This is a genomic window from Vibrio sp. 10N.247.310.23 (assembly GCF_041467155.1).
Taxonomy (GTDB): domain Bacteria; phylum Pseudomonadota; class Gammaproteobacteria; order Enterobacterales; family Vibrionaceae; genus Vibrio; species Vibrio crassostreae_C.
Map to the genome: position 1 here is coordinate 90101 of NZ_JBFSTZ010000001.1, position 22718 is coordinate 112818.

Annotated in this window: 19 protein-coding genes and 1 tRNA gene; 5 read left to right on the top strand and 15 right to left on the bottom strand. The window is 44.5% G+C overall.

The window, feature by feature from the left end; all coding sequences use genetic code 11:
• Positions 1-382: 382 nt before the first annotated feature.
• Positions 383-3088 (top strand): bifunctional acetaldehyde-CoA/alcohol dehydrogenase, encoded by a 2706-nt coding sequence (gene adhE, locus AB6D93_RS00415; RefSeq protein ID WP_102332516.1) that lies wholly within the window; start codon positions 383-385, stop codon positions 3086-3088.
• A gap of 186 nt (positions 3089-3274) precedes the next feature.
• Here the strand turns inward: adhE and AB6D93_RS00420 are convergent, their stop codons facing one another.
• The 3 genes from AB6D93_RS00420 to sodB all read right to left on the bottom strand — a co-directional run bounded on the left by AB6D93_RS00420 (position 3275) and on the right by sodB (position 5560).
• The gene (locus AB6D93_RS00420) at positions 3275-3958 is read right to left on the bottom strand and encodes an SDR family oxidoreductase (RefSeq protein ID WP_050620898.1); all 684 of its coding nucleotides are present in this window, start codon (positions 3956-3958) and stop codon (positions 3275-3277) included.
• 266 nt (positions 3959-4224) lie between these two features.
• A complete protein-coding gene (locus tag AB6D93_RS00425; RefSeq protein ID WP_276202729.1) occupies positions 4225-4728 on the bottom strand; it encodes a VC2046/SO_2500 family protein in 504 nt (167 codons plus the stop codon).
• 247 nt (positions 4729-4975) lie between these two features.
• Positions 4976-5560 (bottom strand): superoxide dismutase [Fe], encoded by a 585-nt coding sequence (gene sodB, locus AB6D93_RS00430; RefSeq protein WP_017092701.1) that lies wholly within the window; start codon positions 5558-5560, stop codon positions 4976-4978.
• 269 nt (positions 5561-5829) lie between these two features.
• On the opposite strand from sodB, the gene AB6D93_RS00435 reads away from it, so the two are divergent.
• Positions 5830-6168 (top strand): Grx4 family monothiol glutaredoxin, encoded by a 339-nt coding sequence (locus tag AB6D93_RS00435; RefSeq protein ID WP_004741702.1) that lies wholly within the window; start codon positions 5830-5832, stop codon positions 6166-6168.
• Between the two features lie 98 nt (positions 6169-6266).
• Positions 6267-6896 carry a DsbA family protein gene (locus tag AB6D93_RS00440; protein WP_017061180.1) on the top strand — a complete coding sequence of 210 codons (630 nt, stop codon included), beginning with the start codon at positions 6267-6269 and terminating at the stop codon, positions 6894-6896.
• 190 nt (positions 6897-7086) lie between these two features.
• On the opposite strand, the gene AB6D93_RS00445 is transcribed toward AB6D93_RS00440, so the two are convergent.
• Entirely contained in the window at positions 7087-8412 is a 1326-nt protein-coding gene (locus AB6D93_RS00445; RefSeq protein ID WP_029235135.1) for a Na+/H+ antiporter family protein, read from the bottom strand.
• Positions 8413-8476: 64 nt separating this feature from the next.
• Entirely contained in the window at positions 8477-9121 is a 645-nt protein-coding gene (gene rnt / locus AB6D93_RS00450; RefSeq protein ID WP_017061178.1) for a ribonuclease T, read from the bottom strand.
• A 188-nt stretch (positions 9122-9309) separates the two neighbouring features.
• On the opposite strand from rnt, the gene motY reads away from it, so the two are divergent.
• A complete protein-coding gene (motY, locus tag AB6D93_RS00455; protein WP_017063457.1) occupies positions 9310-10191 on the top strand; it encodes a flagellar protein MotY in 882 nt (293 codons plus the stop codon).
• A 95-nt stretch (positions 10192-10286) separates the two neighbouring features.
• Here motY and AB6D93_RS00460 read toward each other — a convergent pair whose 3' ends face one another.
• A complete protein-coding gene (locus tag AB6D93_RS00460; RefSeq protein ID WP_004734047.1) occupies positions 10287-10721 on the bottom strand; it encodes a DUF2753 domain-containing protein in 435 nt (144 codons plus the stop codon).
• Between the two features lie 200 nt (positions 10722-10921).
• Entirely contained in the window at positions 10922-11338 is a 417-nt protein-coding gene (gene gloA, locus AB6D93_RS00465; RefSeq protein WP_004734046.1) for a lactoylglutathione lyase, read from the bottom strand.
• A gap of 765 nt (positions 11339-12103) precedes the next feature.
• Between gloA and AB6D93_RS00470 the strand changes: the two genes are divergently transcribed.
• Positions 12104-14857, top strand: a complete 2754-nt coding sequence (locus tag AB6D93_RS00470; RefSeq protein WP_017061173.1) for a cation-transporting P-type ATPase — start codon at positions 12104-12106, stop codon at positions 14855-14857.
• Between the two features lie 180 nt (positions 14858-15037).
• Here AB6D93_RS00470 and nth read toward each other — a convergent pair whose 3' ends face one another.
• The 8 genes from nth to AB6D93_RS00510 all read right to left on the bottom strand — a co-directional run bounded on the left by nth (position 15038) and on the right by AB6D93_RS00510 (position 22399).
• Positions 15038-15673, bottom strand: a complete 636-nt coding sequence (nth, locus tag AB6D93_RS00475) for an endonuclease III (RefSeq protein ID WP_017061172.1) — start codon at positions 15671-15673, stop codon at positions 15038-15040.
• A gap of 164 nt (positions 15674-15837) precedes the next feature.
• Entirely contained in the window at positions 15838-16530 is a 693-nt protein-coding gene (locus AB6D93_RS00480; protein ID WP_012603531.1) for an electron transport complex subunit E, read from the bottom strand.
• A complete protein-coding gene (rsxG, locus tag AB6D93_RS00485; protein ID WP_017061171.1) occupies positions 16530-17159 on the bottom strand; it encodes an electron transport complex subunit RsxG in 630 nt (209 codons plus the stop codon). The genes AB6D93_RS00480 and rsxG overlap by 1 nt, the downstream gene beginning before the upstream one ends.
• Positions 17160-17172: 13 nt before the next feature.
• Positions 17173-18219 (bottom strand): electron transport complex subunit RsxD, encoded by a 1047-nt coding sequence (gene rsxD, locus AB6D93_RS00490; RefSeq protein ID WP_017063459.1) that lies wholly within the window; start codon positions 18217-18219, stop codon positions 17173-17175.
• Complete coding sequence (gene rsxC / locus AB6D93_RS00495; protein WP_102332515.1) at positions 18219-20654, bottom strand: electron transport complex subunit RsxC; 2436 nt, start codon at positions 20652-20654, stop codon at positions 18219-18221. Before rsxC ends, rsxD begins: the two co-directional genes overlap by 1 nt.
• 7 nt (positions 20655-20661) lie before the next feature.
• Complete coding sequence (gene rsxB / locus AB6D93_RS00500) at positions 20662-21255, bottom strand: electron transport complex subunit RsxB (protein WP_004734040.1); 594 nt, start codon at positions 21253-21255, stop codon at positions 20662-20664.
• Between the two features lie 2 nt (positions 21256-21257).
• Positions 21258-21836 carry an electron transport complex subunit RsxA gene (rsxA, locus tag AB6D93_RS00505; RefSeq protein WP_004734039.1) on the bottom strand — a complete coding sequence of 193 codons (579 nt, stop codon included), beginning with the start codon at positions 21834-21836 and terminating at the stop codon, positions 21258-21260.
• 487 nt (positions 21837-22323) lie between these two features.
• Positions 22324-22399, bottom strand: a tRNA-Asn gene (locus tag AB6D93_RS00510).
• Positions 22400-22718 lie beyond the last annotated feature (319 nt).

The following is a 22718-nucleotide window of genomic DNA, read 5'->3' on the forward strand; positions in this document are numbered from 1 at the left end:
TCTAGCCCGTACAACGCTATGGATATACTCTCAGTAGCACGAATATAGCTGTATACATGTAATTTAACGGACTAAAAATGAAACTTTTTTACAGTTTATTACGCTATGTAGAAAAAAGTTGTCTGTTTGCTTGTTTTTTGCGCGAACGAAAAGTGTGAGTTTAATATATATAAATCATGCTCTTAAGTTCATTTTTGCGATTGCCTTACTACTTTCTGGTTAATTCTTTTTGGGTAACTGATCTGGGTCAATTTTTTTCACACAGTGAAATAATATACTCAGCCCTGAAAGCAATTTACTAAGAACGCTGGTGTTTAAGGTTAACGGCAAGCAGCGAATTTAATAAAAAGTTTTTAATATTTATTATTTTAGGAGATCCACCATGCCTGTAACTAACTTAGCGGAACTTGATGCTCTAGTAGCTCGCGTTAAAGCAGCACAAGAAGAGTTTGCAACATTCTCTCAAGAGAAAGTAGACGCAATCTTCCGCGCAGCTTCTCTTGCTGCTAACCACGCTCGTATTCCACTTGCTCAACAAGCAGTTGCTGAATCTGGAATGGGTATTGTTGAAGATAAGGTTATCAAAAACCACTTTGCATCTGAATTTATCTACAACAAATACAAAGACGAAAAAACATGTGGCATCTTAGAAGAAGATGACAACCTAGGCACAATGACTATCGCTGAGCCTGTAGGTATCATCTGTGGTATCGTTCCAACAACGAACCCAACTTCTACAGCAATCTTCAAATCTCTAATTTCTCTTAAGACACGTAACGGCATCATCTTTTCGCCACACCCACGTGCAAAGAACTCAACTAACGACGCAGCGAAACTAGTTCTAGACGCAGCTGTTGCAGCGGGTGCTCCAAAAGACATCATCGGTTGGATCGACCAACCATCTGTAGAGCTTTCTAACGCGCTTATGAAGCACGACGGTATCGCACTTATCCTTGCTACTGGTGGTCCAGGCATGGTTAAAGCAGCATACTCTTCTGGTAAGCCTGCTATCGGTGTTGGTGCTGGTAACGTTCCTGTCGTTATCGATGAAACAGCTGACATCAAACGTGCTGTAGCATCTATCCTTATGTCTAAGACTTTCGATAACGGCGTAGTATGTGCTTCTGAGCAAGCTGCAATCGTAGTTAGCGAAGTATATGACGAAGTTAAAGAGCGTTTCGCTTCTCACAAAGCTCACGTTCTATCTAAAGCTGACGCTGATAAAGTACGTAAAGTTCTGCTTATCGACGGCAACCTAAACGCTAAAATCGTAGGTCAACCTGCTCCAGCAATCGCTGAAATGGCTGGTGTTAAAGTTCCTGCTGATACAAAAGTACTTGTAGGTGAAGGTCTTGGTAAAGTTTCTTACGATGACGAATTCGCTCACGAGAAACTATCTCCAACTCTAGGTCTATTCCGCGCAGATGACTTCGAAGACGCAGTTGCTCAAGCGGTAACTATGGTTGAAATCGGTGGTATCGGTCACACATCTGGTCTTTACACTAACCAAGATACTAACGCAGACCGCATCCGTTACTTCGGTGACAAGATGAAGACTGCTCGTATCCTAATCAACATCCCGACTACTCACGGTGGTATCGGTGACCTGTACAACTTCAACGTTGCACCTTCTCTAACTCTAGGTTGTGGTTCATGGGGTGGTAACTCTATCTCTGAGAACGTAGGTCCTAAGCACCTTATCAACAAGAAAACTGTAGCGAAGCGAGCTGAAAACATGTTGTGGCACAAACTACCTAAGTCTATCTACTTCCGTCGTGGTAGCCTTCCAATCGCAATGAGCGACCTAGAAGGTAAGAAACGCGCATTCCTAGTAACTGACCGTTTCCTATTCAACAACGGTTACGCAGATGACGTAGTTAGCTTACTTAAAGCACAAGGCATCGAAGTTCAAACTTTCTTCGACGTAGAAGCGGATCCAACGCTATCTGTTGTTGAGAAAGGCGCTGAAGCAATGAAGAGCTTCCAACCTGACGTAATCCTTGCTCTAGGTGGCGGTTCTCCAATGGATGCTGCTAAGATCATGTGGGTTATGTACGAGCACCCAGAAACTCACTTCGAAGAACTAGCAATGCGCTTTATGGACATCCGTAAACGTATCTACAAGTTCCCTAAAATGGGTCAAAAAGCTGAGCTTGTATGTATCACTACAACTTCAGGTACAGGTTCAGAGGTTACTCCATTCGCTGTTGTTACTGACGACAAGACTGGTGCTAAATACCCACTAGCTGATTACGAAATCACGCCAAACATGGCTATCGTTGATGCGAACCTAGTAATGAACATGCCTAAGTCTCTAACAGCGTTCGGTGGTTACGATGCAGTAACTCACGCTCTTGAAGCTTACGTATCTGTTCTAGCGAACGAGTACTCAGACGGTCAAGCTCTTCAAGCTCTTAAGATGCTTAAAGAATACCTACCATCAAGCTACAAAAATGGTGCGGCTGACCCAATAGCTCGTGAGAAAGTACACAACGCAGCAACTATCGCTGGTGTAGCATTTGCGAACGCATTCCTAGGTGTGTGTCACTCAATGGCTCACAAAATTGGTGCTGAGTTCCACCTACCACACGGTCTTGCTAACGCACTACTTATCTCAAACGTTGTACGTTACAACGCGAACGATAACCCAACTAAGCAGACTGCATTCTCTCAGTACGACCGTCCACAAGCACGTCGTCGTTACGCTGAAGTTGCTGACCACCTAGGCCTAAGCCAAGCTGGTGACCGTACAGCTCAGAAGATTGAACGTCTACTGACTTGGTTAGAAGAGCTTAAAGTTGACCTAGACATCCCACTATCTATCCAAGCTGCGGGTGTTAACGAGTCTGACTTCATCGCTAAACTAGACGAGCTAGCTGTTGAAGCGTTCGATGACCAGTGTACAGGTGCTAACCCACGTTACCCTCTAATCACTGAGCTAAAAGAAGTTCTAACAACTTCTTACTTCGGCCAACCATACGTTGAAGGCGAAACTTTCGAAGGTACTACAGTTATCCTTAAGAAAGCAGACCAAAAGCCAGCTGAAGCGAAAGCGCCAAAAGCTAAAAAAGAAAAAGCTAACGCATAATAAGTAAGCATTAGTTTTGAGATAAGTTTTCGCTAGCACGATACTTATCTATCGGGAAAAGATGAAAGCCCCAGTCGAGAGACTGGGGCTTTTTTTATGTTTGGTTCGTTTGTAAAACGGATTGAGAGGCAATAGCTCTGCTACTTAATATGAGCTGAGCCAGTCATGTTCAATTGGAATAGGGAGTTAAACCTCTGCCGCGACAACTCGCCCACTGAAGTAGTCATTCGAGACAATGTATTCGGTTGTTCTGGTCAGCTCGTCTTGCAGCTGCGCCCAGTGACATCGGTTGAGCTTGCCATCGGAGTTATGAACGGCGGGAACAACGCCACCGACTCGAATGCCAAAGGGAGTCAGCTCTTTCGCCCAACTATGGGTAAAGCCAGTGATCATTGAGTTTGCGCTCTCTAAGCCAGACACATCGTGAAAGTCATCATGAGATATCACATTCACAATCACGCCTTCCTTATCTTCCTCTCGCAATCTCTCAGCACTGATTTGCCCAAATGCGAACAGGGTCGATGCCATCGATGAGAGATCATTAATAAAGCTGCTCACAGGCTGATCGCCAATTAGGCTAGGCATTGGGGAGCTTATCCAGTTATTGACCAGCACATCGGGTGTCGTGTTGAAGGTGGTTTGAATAAAATCATATACGCTGAGAATCGCTTGGCTGTCATTGCCTTTGAGCGTGTAGTGGTAAACAGAGTCAGAAAACCGGGCACACTGTAGATACGTCGCTTTAAGTGCTTCCGTGTCTTTATCACAAAGGATAACGGTGGCTCCAAGGTTAACAAAGTGGTTCGCAATCGTTCCTCCCAAGCGCGAGCCTGCTGATGTCACCAATATGATTGAGCTTTTTATTTCCATCCAAACACCTAAGAAAATAATCTATGTCGTTTAAGGATGGGTTAAATTTCATACAACGGGTGTGAATTGGTTCAAACTAAGACGTACCAATTGATAAGTTTGTATGAACTTAGTGGCAGCTCACATTTTGTAGTAACTTCAAGACGTAACCCACAATTTGTATTTTGAGTGTGCCTAAGGCTAGTGGTTCATATCACTCACATCAATTGCTTAAGGGATACAATTTAGGAGCTGATGAGCAGGCAGTGAGGTAAGGTTTGTTGTGACTATACTTGAGCTTGAATTTGATACCGACGTTGCGCGGTGGTTAGCTCATTGTAGAGCGTGGCATGTGGCAAATCAGGTAAATGCTTGTTTGCGAGTTTGCGTCGGTCATGACCAGAAAGGTTTTGGTAAACCTCTTCGGGTAAGTCGGCTGTATCTTCAGGCATGAAGGCAAGCGCTTCAGGTTTCAAGTAATGGCTGAGTTTGGCGCTGGCAAGGCTAGCTTGATGAAAATGATTAGATTGCTGAGCTGAAATCTCATATGAAGACTGGTTTGAACGCAGTTGTTGAGGTTCTGCTACGCCAAATTGTTTGCGCAGGCGATCTTCATTTGTCTCTGTGATTTCAATGGTGTCAATTGGCGTGCAATCACGGACATCATTAGAAAACATAGATAACAGCAACGCGAAATCTGCACGGCGACCTTGCTCAACCGCTTGGCTGATCCCGATGCCGAACTTCAGTTCGTTGATGATTCCTGCTTTGTCTAAAGTATGTATTTGCATGTCGCCTCTCATTGGATACACCTTTAACGGCATGGAGTCGGCAAACTTTAGTGTTTAATTACAGGCAAATAGAGAATTTATGTAGGGTTGGGAAGAAGGCTATCAATAGTTCGAGAAGTAAGCGCTATTGGCGGGTTTATTACGAAATGTTTAGATTTTGTGGAACACGACAGATACAAAAAAGCTCACGCCGAGGCATGAGCTTTCAATAGATAACTCGCTATAAATAGCGCAGCGTAAGCAATAATTACTTAGCTAGGTTCTCTTCTACGAAAGACCAGTTTACTAGGTTCCAGAATGCAGCCATGTAGTCAGGGCGAACATTGCGGAAATCGATGTAGTAAGCGTGTTCCCATAGGTCAACAGTTAGAAGTGGAGTAACACCTTCTTCTGTTAGAGGAGTAGCAGCGTTAGAAGTGTTAACGATGTCTAGAGAACCGTCAGCTTTCTTAACTAACCAAGTCCAAGAAGAACCGAAGTTGTTGATTGCTGAATCAGTGAATTTCGCTTTGAATTCTTCGAAAGAACCGAATGCAGCGTTGATAGCTTCTGCAACAGCGCCAGTTGGTTCGCCGCCCGCTTTAGGAGCAAGACAGTGCCAGTAGAACGTGTGGTTCCAGATTTGAGCAGCGTTATTGAAAACACCACCAGTAGAAGTCTTAACGATCTCTTCTAGTGTTTTGTCTTCAAACTCAGTACCTGGGATAAGGCCGTTTAGCTTAACAACGTAAGTGTTGTGGTGCTTACCGTGGTGGAAATCTAGCGTTTCTGCTGAGATGTGTGGTTCTAGCGCGTCTTTCGCGTAAGGAAGAGCCGGTAGTTCAAATGCCATTGCTCAATTCTCCATTGATATGAAAGAGTTAACTCTTTCGATTGCTTCCAGTGATATTATTATTCATGGCTCGCTATACTGCCAACCATGGTCAATTTGCTGACTTGCGATATAGTTTAGCAAGTTTTTACTTTATTAAAAGCTTATTTCATTACTTTTGTGTGAATTGTTAGCTTAGCTTGTTAACCGCTTTTTTTATATGGTTTTTATTCTTTTAGTTTGGGGTAGAATAAAGGCAATAAAAGCCGTAATCCATTAACGAGGAAGCAATGGAAACTATCGATAAAATCAAACAGCAAATTGAAGAAAACACTATTCTACTGTACATGAAAGGTTCTCCTAAGCTACCTAGCTGTGGTTTCTCTTCTCAAGCGTCTCAAGCTCTAATGGCATGTGGCGAAAAATTTGCTTACGTAGATATCCTACAAAACCCTGATATCCGTGCAGAGCTTCCTGCTTACGCACAGTGGCCAACTTTCCCACAACTTTGGGTTGAAGGTGAGCTAATCGGTGGTTGTGACATCATTCTTGAGATGTTCCAAAAAGGCGAACTTCAGCCAATCATCAAAGAAGCAGCGGCTAAAGTTGCTGGCGATGACGCTGAATAAGTTCTAGCCTTTGCGCTGAATAGTTAAAATGAGGGGCCTTAATCAGGCTCCTTTTTTGTTTGAATTGATCGAATCATTGACTCGATAAGGAATGAACAATGAACGTAAAACTTCATTATGTGCATGATCCAATGTGCAGCTGGTGTTGGGGTTACAAGCCAACACTTGAGTTATTGAAACAACAATTGCCTGCGAGCATTGAGTTTAACTATGTAGTGGGTGGTTTGGCCCCGGATTCTGATGAGCCAATGTCAGAAGAGATGAAAGGCAAGCTGCAAGCGATTTGGAAGCAGATCGAAGCTAAGTTGGGTACTGAGTTTAACCATGATTTTTGGACAGAGTGCCAACCTGTTCGCAGTACTTACCCTGCGTGCCGTGCCGTGATTGCTGCAGGTTTTCAAGACCACTACGAAGCGATGCTTGAAGCGATTCAACATGCTTACTACCTTCGTGCGATGTTGCCACATAGCCAAGACACACATTTGCAGTTGGCTGAAGAGCTAGGTATGAATGTTCAACAGTTTGAAAATGACCTTTCTAGCAAGTTATTGGAAAGTGAGTTAGATGACCAGCTAGGCTTTAAAGAAGCGATGGGTGTATTTTCTTACCCGACCTTAATGCTTGAAGTGAACGGCATCTTTAGTGAAGTTGAATTGGATTATCATTCAACGGAAGCGACGCTTAAGTCTATTCGCGAAATTTTAGTGAGTAATGCTCCCGCTGCGTAATTCAGCGAGAGTCATCTGTATTCGCAATGATTTCTAAGGCTTACTCATCAGAGTAAGCCTTTTTTGTTTGGTGTCGCTAGTTCAATGAGAGTGAGCGGAAGGAAGAGTAGAATGAATCTCAGAGACAAAAAAGACCGCACGAGGCGGTCTTTATAAAAGTGAGTGTAGGGCTCTTTAACTACAAACCTAATTACAGAACCATGGCTGCAATCCAACCGAATACGATCAGTGGGATGTTGTAGTGCAGGAATGTTGGAACTACGGTTTCCCATACGTGCTCGTGTTGACCATCAGCATTTAGACCAGACGTTGGACCTAATGTTGAGTCAGAAGCCGGAGAGCCCGCATCACCAAGTGCTGCAGCTGTACCTACTAGGGCGATTGTTGCCATAGGCGAGAAGCCAAATGCTGCTGCTAATGGAACGTAGATAGTTGCAAGGATTGGAATCGTAGAGAACGAAGAACCAATGCCCATAGTAACCAATAGACCAACAATTAGCATAAGTAGTGCTGCTAGAGGCTTGTTGTCGCCAATACTTGTTGAAAGTGCTTCAACCAGAGATTCAACGCCACCTGTTTGCTTCATAACTGCCGCGAAACCTGCCGCTGCAATCATGATGAAACCGATCATTGCCATCATGTGAACGCCCTTGGTGAAGACATCTTGTGTCTCTTTCCAAGCAATGACGCCACCGAAGGTAAATACCATGAAACCCGCTAGAGCACCGATGATCATAGAGCCCGTCGACAGTTGAACTGTTAGCGCAGCTACGATACCCGCCGCTGCAACTAAGATGTGCTTCTTGTTGATCTCTTTCACTTCTGTTGAAACAACAGTGTGAGAGGTTTCTTTGTATTGGCGAGGCTTACGGTAAGTAAAGAATACTGCAGTAAGGAGACCGAAGATCATGCCTGCTGCTGGTAACAACATTGCCATAGGTACTTGGCTTGCTACAACGTTTTCAAGACCATTGTCGTGAAGGTTTTTAAGCAGGATGTTGTTTAGGAAGATGCCACCAAAACCAATCGGTAACACCATGTAAGGTGTAATCAGACCAAAAGTCAGCACACACGCAACTAGACGACGGTCTAGGTTCATTTTTGCGAATACGCCTAGTAGAGGTGGGATTAAGATTGGGATGAAGGCGATATGTACCGGAATCACGTTTTGCGAAGACATGGTCACTAAGATCAACGACGCAAGCATGCCGTATTTAAGACCAGTCGATGCTGCACTGTTCTCTTTGCCGTGAATGCGTTTGATAACACTTTGAGCAAGGAGATCTGTGATACCAGAACGTGAGATAGCAACAGCGAATGTACCAAGCATAGCGTAGCTAAGTGCAATCGTTGCACCGCCGCCTAACCCACTTTCGAAAGCCGCGACTGCGTCGTTCAAGCTCATACCAGAGGCTACGCCACCGATAATTGCACTGAACGTCAGAGCAACGACTACGTTTACGCGCATCAAAGCTAAAACAAGCATGATGCAAACTGAAATTACAACAGGATTCATATTATTCTCGGGATGTTGTGTTTTTTATGAAGGCAATACGAAAAACGTTTACCGACTCTATTTTTTATTCTTCGTCAACAAGAGGCCAACCACCAAGGGCTTTCCATTTGTTTACAATGCCGCAAAATAACTCTGTGGTTTTTTGCGTATCATACAAAGCAGAGTGTGCTTCTTTGTTGTCAAATTCCATCCCTGCAGTGCGGCAAGCTTTAGCCAAAACGGTTTGACCGTAGGCAAGACCACTAAGAGCTGCAGTGTCAAAAGTAGCAAATGGATGGAAAGGGACGCGTTTAAGCTTACAGCGCTCACTTGCCGCATTAACGAAGTTCAAATCGAATGTAGCGTTGTGAGCAACCATGATTGCACGACTGCAATCTGAAGCTTTTTGTTCTTTTCTCACTAGCTTGTAGATTTCTTTAAGGGCTTCTTGTTCCGACACAGCACCACGTAATGGGCTAAATGGGTCTTTAATTCCGTTAAAGTCTAATGCTGCCTGCTCTATATTTGCGCCTTCAAAAGGCTCAATGTGAAAATGAAGCGTTGATGCAGGGTGCAGATCTCCGTTCTCATCCATTTTTAATGTAATGGCACAGATTTCTAATAATGCATCGGTTTCAGCGTTAAACCCTGCGGTTTCCACGTCGATGACCACTGGAAAATAGCCGCGAAAGCGTTTTTTTAGGGTCAGAGCTTCGTTTTCTACAGTCATGTTAGCCCAAATAAGTGTGATTAAGGCTGCATTATTGCAGATAATAGCAGTGATAAAAACTAGGGAAGGGCAATAAATCTTAAATTACCTAACCCATTGCGGCTTGATAATTGCATATTTAAACGTGAGAGAAAAATGCGGCAATTGGCTGCATTGTTAAACGAATTGCTTAAGAGATACTCCACTTTATGAAGAAACAACTCATAACAGGTTCAATGCTATTTTCGCTACTTGTGTCGTCATCGGTCATGGCACAAGAAAAGCGTTACGGAGCATCTCCTCAACAGTCGACATGGGAGATGGTAGCCAACACGCCACTTGAATGTCGCTTGGTCCACCCAATTCCAAACTTTGGTGATGCTGAGTTCTCATCTCGCGCGAGTAAAAAAATCATTTTGGACTTTGAGCTTAAAATGCGCCGTCCAATGGGTGCGACGCGCAATGTAAGCTTGATCTCTATGCCGCCACCTTGGCGTCCGGGTGAAAGTGCTGATCGTATGACAACCATTAAGTTCTTCCAGCAATTTGACGGCTATGTCGGCGGTCAAACAGCTTGGGGCATCTTGAGTGAGTTGGAGAAAGGGCGTTATCCGACATTCAGCTACCAAGAGTGGCAGAGCCGAGATCAACGTATCGAAGTGTCGTTGTCGTCGGTGTTGTTCCAAGAAAAATACAATGTGTTCAGTGACTGTGTTGCTAACCTGCTGCCTTACAGCTTTGAAGATATCTCTTTCACTATTTTGCATTACGACCGCAACAGCGACCAGCTGAACAAGTCGTCGCGCAAAAGGCTGAGCCAGATTGCCGATTACGTTCGCTATAACCAAGACATCGACCTTGTGCTGGTGGCAACCTACACCGACTCTGTCGACAGCAAAGGGATTAGCCAAAACCTTTCAGAGCGCAGAGCAGAATCGTTAAGAGAGTACTTCAAATCTCTAGGCCTGCCAGAAGATCGTATCCAAGTGCAAGGCTATGGCAAGCGTCGTCCGATTGCGGACAATAACTCGCCAATTGGTAAAGATAAGAACCGACGTGTTGTGATCTCTTTAGGTCGCACACAGGTTTAAGCTAAACAACAGCTTGTTTTGAAATGACAAAGCCCGTCTTGATGACGGGCTTTTTTATGTTTTAAATTTGGAGTCGTTGTTTTAACGGAACTTGTTTAATTCAAGCGGAAGCGGGCGATCATTTCACAGTTGGTCGCGGTATCGATCTTTTCCACCATAGAGGCAATTTTAGGGTTTGGGTGGCGTTTCATGAAATCGATCAGCGCTTTCTTACAGCAACCAATAGAATCGATAAAGCTTGAACATTGAGTATTAGGGCACTGAGGGATCAGTGTGAGTACCTTTTCAGAAGCCAGTTGAAGATACTTGAGCTCGTATTCAGTGTCGCCAGCCCAACGCCAGAATTGAGCAAGATTGTGGCAAGAAATCACCGAGATCAGTAAGCGTTCATCGGCTTGAATATCGGTGCGTTCTGTAATTTCTTCACTTAAGTTCAAAGCCTGCTGATAATGAAGAATACTTCGTACAGGATCGTCGAGCTGCAATGCAGTATCGGCAAGTAACGTGTGTTTTTCCCATTCGCTAATCATTGTATTACCTCACTAATCAATAGGTGGTTAATTTAAATGATAATCATTATCATGTAAAGTTTCATCAATGAGATTGTTAAGAATAATTGGTAAAGAATATCGATTATGGTGAGAGTGATAAAAAAGAAGCGAGCATAGTGCTCGCTTCGTTTTTCATTTCTTCAGGCGTTCAAACCCAACTTCTCAAAGAGGTTAAGGAATTAACCTTCTAGACCTGCGCTTGCTTGTTTGTTCTGAATCAGCTCAATCATGTAGCCATCAGGATCTTTCACGAACGCAATGTGTGTAGAGCCGCCTTTAACCGGACCCGCTTCTCGCGTTACGTTGCCGCCAGCTGCTTTAATCGCATCACACGTTGTGTAGATGTCATCAACACCGATAGCAACGTGACCAAAAGCAGAGCCAAGATCGTATTCCGTGGTGCCCCAGTTGTAAGTCAGCTCAATCACTGCGCCTTGAGATTCGTCGCCAAAGCCAACGAAAGCCAGTGTGTATTCGTACTCTTTGTTTTCGTTCTTACGTAATAGCTGCATGCCCATTACATTGGTGTAGAACTCGATAGACTTGTCTAGATCACCCACGCGTAGCATGGTGTGTAAAATACGACCGTTTGACATGATTTGCTCCTAGCTTGTTATTGGTTGTTTCTTTTATAGCACTATATATGAGCAAGCTCATAAGCAACACCAAAGAGATGATGAGTTTGGTCATATTTTCTTATTCTCATCATCTATCTTACTCTCCCCCTCTGCCTTTTTTCTTATTTGTATTACAAGAAATTAAAGATCGACGGCCTTATTAATTTGTCAGTCACTAGCGCTTAATTCGCAGTTTTGCATAAATAGTAAGTTTGAGTGTTGGTCTTTTTTGTAATGGCCAAGAATGGCCTTGGTTGTTGAATTGTGACTTATATCTCCATCTTGTTGCTGATTTCCTTTCGTTTTTACAATTGGCATCTAACTTTCCATTTTATCAATTTATGATTACGCCAACATCTCCCTGTTTATAGAAAGGTTATTCCGATGTTTTACTTCGTTATTAAGGAATTTTCGATAAAATACGCCGATAACCAATGGTTTTTACGAAAGTGCAAAGGGTGTCTATTTTTTGTGCTTATCTTTTTTAAACAATAGTTTGGGCTTGTATTGTTTGTTTTATGTTTGATGTTTGATGTGGTTGTGTTTTCAAAGTAGTTGTCAAGTGTGTATCAAGTGTATCTTTTGCGATCTTTGCTAAATAGACAATCCTTACTATATAGTTTTTCAAGCGCACCAAATCGACTAAATATTCACTTTTGATTTGTGCGATTTTTCTATCACATAAGAATAAGTATTATTTTATTACATTAGCCTCGGCGTGAGGCATTGATGTGGAGTACTCAAATGACGAGTAAATGGTTTACACAACAAAGTTCAGATGTTTTAAACGAACTGAACGCAGATCAAACGACAGGTTTATCAACTTCTGAAGCGGATGCACGCTTAGAGAAGCACGGCACTAACGAACTGACTGCACAAGAGTCAGCTTCTGCGTGGGAACTGTATATTCATCAATATAAAAACCCACTGATTTTTATTCTAGCTGTTGGTGCAATCGTTTCTTGGTCTACTGGCCACGCGATTGATGCTATGGCTATTGCAGTGATTATCCTTATCAATACTGGTATCGCGTTCTGGCAAGAATTTAAAGCTCAGAAAGGGATGGAAGCGCTAAAAGAAATGGCAGCTCCAGAAGCCGAAGTGATGCGCGATGGTAAATGGATCAGTGTTCCAGCTAAAACCCTCGTTCCTGGTGACATCATCAAAATTAATACTGGCGATATTCTGCCTGCTGATGTTCGTATTCTTGAGTCAAACCGTCTGACGGTAGATGAGGCTGCACTGACCGGTGAATCTGAGCCAGTGAATAAGCAGTCTGAACGCCTTGAAGATGAGACCCTTGGTCTTGGCGATCAGAAGAACATGGGCTTCATGACAACAATCGTGACTACAGGTACAGGCCTTGCTGTGGTAACAAGCACAGGTATGCAAACTGAAGTTGGTCACATCGCTGATATGATGAACCAAACGGAAGAGACGAAAACACCAATGCAAGAGCGTATGGACACCATCGCACTCGCATTATTGGTTGTTGCTCTTGTGGTTGTTGCTATTGTTTGTGCTATCGGTGTTTACCACGGTATGCCATGGTTAGAAATCCTAACAACAGGTATCTCTTTATCGGTTGCCGCTATTCCTGAAGGTTTACCAACGGTGGTTACTATCGTATTAACGATGGGCTCGACTAAGATGGTTAAGAATAATGCTTTGGCTAAACAGCTAGCAGCAATCGAAACGCTTGGTTCTACAACCGTTATCTGTTCAGATAAAACCGGTACGCTAACACAAAACCAAATGCAGGTGATGAAAGCGTACGATGTGTCTGGTCGTTACTGGGATGTGTCAGGTAAAGGTTTTGATCCTAAGGGTGAATTCATTACCAAAGGTCACAATGTCGAAGCGACAAACAGCCCTGCAATGATGAAAGGTCTTGTTGTTGCAACGCTTTGTAACGATGCTGAATATGTAAATGCTGATGGTAAATGGACGGTTCGTGGCAACCCGACAGAAGGTGCACTAATTGTTGCAGCTGCAAAAGCAGGTCTTAAACAAGATGAAATGCTATCAACGGGTGGCTACTCAATCGTTAAGAAGTTCCCGTTCGATTCTGGTCGTAAGATGGCTTCTGTTATCGTTCGTGACCCACAAGGTAAGCACTTCCTAGCATTGAAAGGTGCGCCAGATGTTGTTCTTGGTAAATCAACCAGCTTCATGGTTGACGGTGGTTTCGTACCAACGGTTGGCTGTGAAGTTTCAGGCAACTTGGCTCTCGATACCGCACCGTCTCAAGAGCTTCATTTAAACTTTGAAGCGGCAATCCAAACCTTTGGTGGTGATGCTCTGCGTACACTTGCCGTTGGTTTCCGTGAATTAAAAGAAGAAGAGCTTGAGTTAGATTTCCCTGAGCTTGAAAAAGACGTCAGCATCCTGGGTATCTATGGCATCATGGATCCACCACGCCCAGAAGTACGCGATGCAGTAAATAGCTGTTATAGCGCTGGTGTTCGTACGGTAATGATTACCGGTGACCACGCAGTCACGGCAGCAGCGATTGCTCGTGAAATCGGAATCATCCGTAGCGAAGACGATCTAGTGGTAACGGGTGCTGAGCTTGACCAAATGGATGACGAGAAGCTGTTGTCTATCTGTTCTCAGGTTGCAGTATTTGCCCGTGTTACTCCAGAGCACAAGCTGCGTATCGTAAAAGCGCAGCAAGAGAACAATGAAGTTGCCTCTATGACCGGTGACGGCGTGAACGATGCGCCAGCACTGCGTCGTGCAGACATTGGTGTTGCGATGGGTATTACAGGTACGTCTGTTGCGAAAGACTCAGGTGACCTTATCCTGTTGGATGACAACTTCAGTACTATCGTGAAGGCGGTACGTCAGGGTCGTCAAATTTTCGATAACCTACGTAAGTTTATCCGCCAAGCACTTACAGCGAACGTGGGTGAGGTTTCGGTAATCCTATTTGCATTCCTACTCATGGGACCAGATGTAGTACTTCCGCTAACTCCACTAATGATTTTATGGGTTAACCTCGTTTCTGATGGTCTACCAGCACTCGCACTCGGTGTTGAGCCAGAAGAGAAAGATCTCATGGAGCGTAAGCCAGGCAAACGTGACCAAGGCTTCTTCTCTAATGGTCTAGGCGCTCGTATCCTAACTCGTGGTCTCGCATTAGGTGGTCTAAGCTTTGTGACATTCTCTTACGCACTCGACGGTGGTTACAGTGCTCAATACGCACAAACCGTTGCGTTTTTAACACTGATCTTTGCTCAACTTTGGAGCTTGTTCGATGCACGTACGTTTACAACGATTTATCGTAAGAATCCGTTCACTAACCACTACCTACTTGGTGCGGTGGCAGTATCGGCTATCTTGTCTTTAAGCGTTGTGTACACAAGCTTCGGTCAGTTGGTATTCAGCACAGAAGCGCTAGAGTTTAATCACTTAATATCGTTAATCTTCATTGCAGCAGTACCAACATTTGTTCTATCTGCTATCAAAGAAGTGACTAAAGTGGAGTTTATCTAAGACAGACTTCTTAGCTAAATAATTGAATCCCGCCATAAAAGGCGGGATTTTTTATGCCTGTTGTCTTGGGAACGCAGAATTAGAAGTGAAAACTTATGTAGAGGCGGATTCTAGAGAGTGGCAATAAAAAAGCAGCGCTTTAAGCGCTGCCGTATTGATTAATCGTTGTGAACGGAAAGACTAATCTTCGCTCTTTTCTTTGAATTCACAGAGGTCTTCAATGATACAGCTGCCACAGCGTGGTTTACGTGCGACACAGGTGTAACGTCCATGAAGAATGAGCCAATGGTGGACATCCAGTTTGAATTCTTTTGGGATAACTTTAAGTAGTTTTGCTTCGACATCGTCGACGGTTTTACCCATCGCTAGCTTAGTGCGGTTTGATACACGATAGATGTGAGTATCAACGGCAATGGTTGGCCAACCGAATGCGGTATTTAACACTACGTTTGCTGTTTTACGACCGACACCTGGAAGGGCTTCTAATGCAGCGCGATCTTCCGGTACTTCACCATTATGTAGGTCAAGCAGCATACGACACGTTTTGATGGTGTTTTCTGCTTTTGAGTTAAATAGGCCGATGGTCTTGATATACTCTTTTAAGCCATCAACACCTAGGTCGAAAATTGCTTGCGGAGTGTTGGCTAAAGGGTACAGCTTATCCGTCGCCTTGTTCACGCTGACATCGGTTGCTTGTGCAGACAATAGAACGGCAATCAGCAGCTCGAATGGGCTGTTCCAGTTAAGCTCAGTCTCTGGCTTTGGATTGTTTTCTCTTAAACGCTCAAGTATTTCTACTCGTTTTACATTGTTCATAGCGACATTACTTTCAAATAGTTAGGGCATGAAGCTTGGATTGCTTCTGCTTTATCATCGGTTACGCGCTCTTATGAGCGTCATTATTATATGTACTGTTTAGATCTGATTTCCCCCGCTGAGTGGTTGAGCTAACTCAGCGAGGTTTAAGCTAATTTAACTTATTAGGCATTGGTAACGCGAGCGCGTTCAATGACTGGTTTTTCTTGTTTTGGTTGTCTAGATTTTGCTTGGTTATCGATGATATTTTTCAAAGCAATTAAGAAACCAACACCAATGAAGGCACCCGGTGGAAGCAGGGCTAACAAGAAGCTGTTATCAAATTGGAATATCTGGATTCGTAACACCGAAGCCCAGTCACCAAGCAGCAGGTCTGCGCCATCAAATAGGGTCCCGTTACCAATAATCTCACGCATCGCACCTAACACGACCAATACTGATGTCATGCCTAGACCCATCCAGAAACCATCTTGAGCCGCTGGTAGCACTTCATTTTTTGAAGCGAAGGCTTCCGCACGACCAATGATGATGCAGTTGGTTACGATCAGCGGGATGAAGATACCCAAAGAGAGGTAAAGCCCATAGGCGTAAGCGTTCATCAGCAATTGAACACAGGTTACTAGCGAGGCAATGATCATTACGAATACTGGGATACGTACTTCTTTTGGCACATGATTACGAACCAAAGAAACAGAAACGTTTGAGCCGACCAGTACAAGCAAGGTAGCAATGCCTAGCCCAAGTGCGTTAGTGACTGTTGACGATACAGCCAGCAGCGGACATAACCCAAGAAGTTGCACTAGGGCAGGGTTATTGGCCCACATGCCATTTTTGATCAATGTTTTATGGTCACTCATTATTCACCACCACAATTTAGAGGTTGAGCAAGCAATGCTTGGTTGTTTTGGTTAACGTACTGGACCGCTTGTTTGACTGACTTCACGACTGCTCTTGGCGTGATAGTAGCGCCAGTAAACTGGTCAAAATCACCACCGTCTTTACGAACCTTCCAACGGTCTAGATTAGAATCCGTCACTTGCTTACCTGCAAACGAAAGAATCCAATCACTCACACGCAGATCAATCTTATCACCCAAGCCCGGAGTCTCTTGGTGAGAAAGCACGCGAGTACCTAAAATAGTACCGTCAGTTTTCATTCCAACAATGACTTTAATCGCGCCATTGTAGCCGTCTGGTGCAATCGCTTCGATCGCAATCGCGCTTGGCTCACCATTAAGCTTAGCAATGTAAGCCGGCATCGCTTGCTCAGTACCAAGCTCTTCTGCTTGAACCAAAGTACAAGACGAAAACAGCTCGTTGTCGTGCTGATCGTGTGGGATCACTTGGTTAAGAACAGACAGTAACTGAGCCTGTTCTTGTTGTTTGATCTGATCTTTGGTCAGGTAGTGAGTTACCGCGACCAAACCCGTCGAAGCACACGCAAAAATCGCGAGTACAAGGCCGTTTTTCTTAATTGCATTTAGCATGGTATCCGCTCCCTTAGTGACCGTATGTGCGAGGTTTGGTGTAGTAGTCAATCAGTGGAACACACATGTTGGCTAACAATACAGCAAACGCCACGCCATCAGGGAAACCACCCCAACTGCGGATGATAAAGACTAAACCGCCGATCAGAGCGCCAAACACTAAGCGACCTTTGACTGTCGTGGATGCTGAAACTGGGTCGGTTGCAATAAAGAATGCACCAAGCATAGTCGCGCCAGACAGAAGGTGAATGGTTGGAGAAGCGGTTTCACCAGGAGTGAGCACTAAGAACACTAAGCTAAACAGAGTAAGACTGCCGATGAAAGCCACAGGGATATACCATTGAATAACACGTTGCTTAATCAGCACTAAACCGCCGATTAGGTAAGCAAGGTTTACCCACTCCCAGCCTACGCCAGCTAACCAACTAAATTGAGGTTGAGATAGTGCTTCTGAGGCAGTATTGCCTGCCGTTAATGCCGTTTTGAATGCATCAAGCGGCGTCGCCATTGTGGTGCCATCAATGCCAAGGCGTGCTTGTTGCAGAGACAAACCTTCGTTATTGAAGCCAGTAAAGATCATCAAGAATGAGTCAATAAAGCTTGTTGCTTCTGCTGTCAGGCTCGCGGGAGCATTCCAACTGGTCATTTGAACTGGGAATGAAATCAGCAAAACAACGTAAGCGACCATCGCAGGGTTAAATGGGTTCTGCCCTAGGCCGCCGTATAAGTGTTTCGCGATAATAATAGCGAAGAACATACCAATGACGAGGATCCACCACGGAGAGTGTGGGGGAATCGCGACACTCAGTAGCCAAGCGGTTACAACAGCACTGTAATCACGCAGTGCCATTACTGGCGGGCGTTTTCTCAATAGCATGACGGCTGCTTCAAAGGTAACAGCAAGTGCAATAGCAAATACTAACTGGATGAGGGTACCCCATCCAAAGAAGTAGGTTTGAGCTAGTAGACCTGGCAATGCACAAATAGCCACCCATTTCATTAGATCTGGGGTGCTTCTACGGCTATGCGCGTGCGGTGAGCTGGCGATAAAGAAGGCCACTACTCTTTCTCCTCATTGTTCTTTTTATCTAGCTCTTGCTGGGCTTTTTTCGCTTTAGCACGAGCGATAGCTGCAGCAACAGCAGCTTTCTTAGGGTCGACTTGCTCCGATTGAGTCTCGGTTTCAACTTCAACCACTGGTTCAGATGTTTCTGCTTGCTTAGTTTGCTGTGCTTTTTTTGCTTTAGCACGGGCTATAGCGGCAGCAACGGCGTCTTTCTTAGCATCGCCAGAACTTCCAGCTTCAGTTTCAACTGCAGGTTCAGGAGCTTCGGTTGTTTCTTGTGTCGCTTGCTGTGCTTTCTTAGCCTTAGCGCGAGCGATGGCCGCAGCAACAGCAGCTTTCTTAGGGTCGACTTGCTCCGATTGAGTCTCGGTTTCAACTTCAACCACTGGTTCAGATGTTTCTGCTTGCTTCGCTTGCTGGGCTTTTTTGGCTTTAGCACGAGCGATAGCGGCAGTAACAGCATCTTTCTTGGCATCGCCGGATTTTTCAGCAGGAGCTTCAGCAGCAGATTCAGCTTGTTGAGCTTTCTTGGCTTTAGCACGAGCAATGGCCGCAGCGACAGCATCTTTCTTAGCATCGCCAGAGCTTTCAATAGGAGCATCCGAAGCAGATTCCGCTTGCTGTGCTTTCTTCGCTTTAGCGCGAGCAATCGCAGCAGCAACGGCGTCTTTCTTCGTATCGCCTGAGCTTTCTGCAGGAGTATCGGCTGCTGCTTGTTGTGCCTTGCGCTCTCTCGCTTGACGCTTGCGCTCTTCACGCAGTTTAGACATTTCAGAGTTGTCTGGTTCAGCGCCTTCCGCTTTTTGAGCTGCAGCTTGTTTCGCTTTTGCCTTCGCAATAGCGGCAGCAACCGCAGGTTTCACTGCTGGTTCTTCATTCGGAGCCTGATCCGCAGCGGATTTTTGTGCTTTAACACGAGCAATCGCAGCAGCAATAGCATCATCACCGCCGGATGTTTTCATATCTTTACGGCGGTTATCTGCGGCTTTTTTAAAGCGGTTTTCACGTTCGGCTTTATCACGCTCCATACGAGCGTTCTTCTCTTCAAAACGAATCTTGGCGCGTTCTGCAGCAGCGGCTTCATCTTTTCGAGTTTTGATTTCTGCTTTCGCTTGGCGATAGTACTGAACAAGAGGGATTTCACTTGGGCAGACAAACGCACAAGCACCGCATTCAATACAGTCTTTAATATTCAGCTCTTCACACTTATCCAACTCGTTAGCTTTGGCATGCCATTGCAGTTGTTGAGGAAGTAGAGACGCAGGGCAAGCTTCAGCACATGCGCTGCAACGGATACATTCCATCTCGTAAGTGCTTGGTGAGATCTCACGACGCGTTGGCGCTAAAATACAGTTCGACGTTTTAGTGATTGGCACATTGGCATGCGGCAAGGTAAAGCCCATCATCGGGCCGCCCAAAATTAAACGCGGCAGTTTTTTATCTGCTTTGTAGCCAAACTCTTCAAGTAACTCATGTACTGGTGTGCCTAATAGCGCCCAAACGTTACGAGGTTGTTTAAAGGTTTTACCGGTTAATGTCACAACGCGGTTAACCACAGGTTCGCCGTCAATTACCGCTCGCTTAATCGAGTAAAGAGAGCCGACGTTCTGAACCAAAACACCAATGTCTGCAGGAATGCCGCCAGCTGGAACCTCTTTGTTGGTGAGGATCTTGATAAGTTGCTTCTCACCACCAGAAGGGTATTTGGTTGGGATAACGCGAATGACGATATCTTTGTCTTTCGCTGCAATCTCAAGTGCTTTTATCGCATCTGGTTTGTTGTCTTCAATGCCGATAACCGTCAGCTTTGGTTGAAGAATGTGTTCAACCACTTCGATGCCTTTTAATACTTCGTCGGCATGTTCTTGAAGCAACTTGTCATCAGAGGTGATGTAAGGTTCACATTCCGCAGCGTTGACGATCAAAATGTCGGTACGACCTAAGCCTGATTGAAGCTTCTTAGCCGTAGGGAAACCTGCGCCGCCCATGCCTGAAATACCAGCTTGGCGAATCACATCAAGCAGTTCGTCAGAAGTCTTTGTCGAAAAATCTTCAACTGGATTTTTTTCAATCCAAGTGTCTAGGCCATTAGGTTTAATAACCACGCATATTTCGCTCAAGCCTGAAGGGTGAGCAGTAGTTCGCGGTTCGATAGCGGTAATCACACCCGATGTTGGTGCGTGTACAGGTAACGTAAAACCTGTATCTAAGGCAGTAAGTTGCTGACCTTTTAACACAGTGTCGCCAGCAGCAACCAATAGGTTACCCGGCTTACCGATGTGCTGTTTCACAGGAAGAACGATTTCTTCTGGAAGCCTTGCATGGACGATATCAGTAGTATTCGACTGTTTCTTGTTTTCAGCAGGGTGCACGCCGCCAGGGAAGTTCCAAATAGAGCCCGTGCGAATTTGTTCAATTAAAGAGATCATACTAACCCTATGCTTTAGGCTCTGACGCAGTCGCATCAGTCGCTTGGTTAGTGATATCAGTAACAGGAATGATGTTCATCTGCCATTTCCAATTTTCAGTCGTTGTTGCCACTGGAATCATTTCGATACAGTCAGTAGGGCACGGTGCGACACATAGATCACAACCTGTACATTCATCTTTGATTACTGTGTGAAGTGCCTTGGTGCCACCAACAATGGCGTCGACAGGGCAGGCTTGAATGCATTTGGTACAGCCAATACACATATCTTCATGAATGAAGGCAACGGTTTTTACTTTGTTATCTAAGTCATGAGCGGAGTCTTCAACTTCTACGCCCATTAAGTCTGCTAGTTTTTCAATAGTTGCTTGGCCACCGGGAGGACATTTGTTGATCTTGTCGCCGTTAGCGATCGCCTCTGCGTATGGGCGACAACCAGGGTAACCACACTGGCCACATTGAGTTTGCGGTAAAATGGTGTCGATTTGATCGACGATAGGATCGGCTTCAACTTTAAAACGGATAGAAGCAAAGCCCAAAATAGCGCCAAAAACAGCGGCTAAAACGGCTAGCGCAATGATCGCAATTAAAATGGTACTCATGCTTATTTCACCAACCCAGTAAAGCCCATAAATGCCAGAGACATTAGGCCTGCTGTGATCATCGCAATCGATGCGCCTTTGAATGGCATTGGAACATCAGCAACCGCAATACGTTCACGCATTGCAGCAAATAGGATTAATACAAGAGAGAAACCCACCGCTGCGCCGAAACCATAGATGATCGACTGAATGAAGTTGTGGTTTTCATTGATGTTCAGAAGTGCCACACCTAATACCGCACAGTTGGTGGTGATAAGAGGCAGAAAGATACCCAGCAGGCGATAAAGAGTCGGGCTGGTTTTGTGAACGACCATTTCCGTAAATTGAACAACCACCGCGATAACCAAGATGAAACTCATGGTACGCAGGTATTCAATACCCAGAGGGGTAAGGATGTAGGTTTCTACTAGGTATGCAGAGACCGACGCTAACGTTAGAACGAAAGTCGTCGCGAGGCCCATGCCAATCGCAGTCTCCAGTTTCTTGGAGACTCCCATAAATGGACATAGTCCTAAAAACTTCACTAGCACAAAGTTATTGACCAGCACTGTGCCAACCAACAACAAAAGGTATTCGGTCATAATGGATTAATTCTTGAGATTCCGATCCCGATATTATCCTGCTTTGCTCACCTAATAACAACCAAGGATCACTAGGGATTTAGACACTTGGTGAAAAAAACATCAGGTAATCGATTGATTATTAAAGTTACCGTAAGTATAGACGGCCAATTTTTACTTCGTGAGACAAGTTTGTAGGAGTAGTTGAATTGGATCTTTCATAAGATCATTCTTGAATTGAACTCGATTTGCTTCCTACGAATAGGGTCATATTTGTGGCTTTTTGTGCTCAGAACTATCAAAAAGAGGAGTGAAAGAGGCGAGTAAAATACGAGCCCAAAGCACTAAAACGCAAAAAGCCGCATCGAGTGATGCGGCTTCTTTAAATTTGGCCCCCTTGTCGAGACTTGAACGCGGGCGGCTAGGTTTGTGACATTAACTTGGAACAAGTTAGTCGCAGTTATATACGAAAAAAGCCCAATCTTTCGATTGAGCTTTTTTCTGAATTTGGCTCCCCTTGCAAGACTTGAACTTGCGACATACGGATTAACAGTCCGCCGTTCTACCGACTGAACTAAAGGGGAATTGCTTGTTAGCGACGCGAATTCTAATAATAGTCCGAATTTCTGTCAACAAAAAATAGCAGAAAAAAATAATATAAAAAACTTTACTTTCTTGGACGCCTTACCGGATTTAGCCTTTCTTTAGTTATCCACCAAAATTGTGGATAAGTGTGTGTGTGAAACTTTAACAACAATAATTGGGATAAATCTGAGAATATAAAAATCTAAGGTAAGGTAATGTATTTAAAAGATTTGTATCAAAATATCACTATTGTATAACTTTTGGCGATTATAAAACATACAGTAAAACAAGTGCTATTTTTAGATTTTTTGGGGAAAA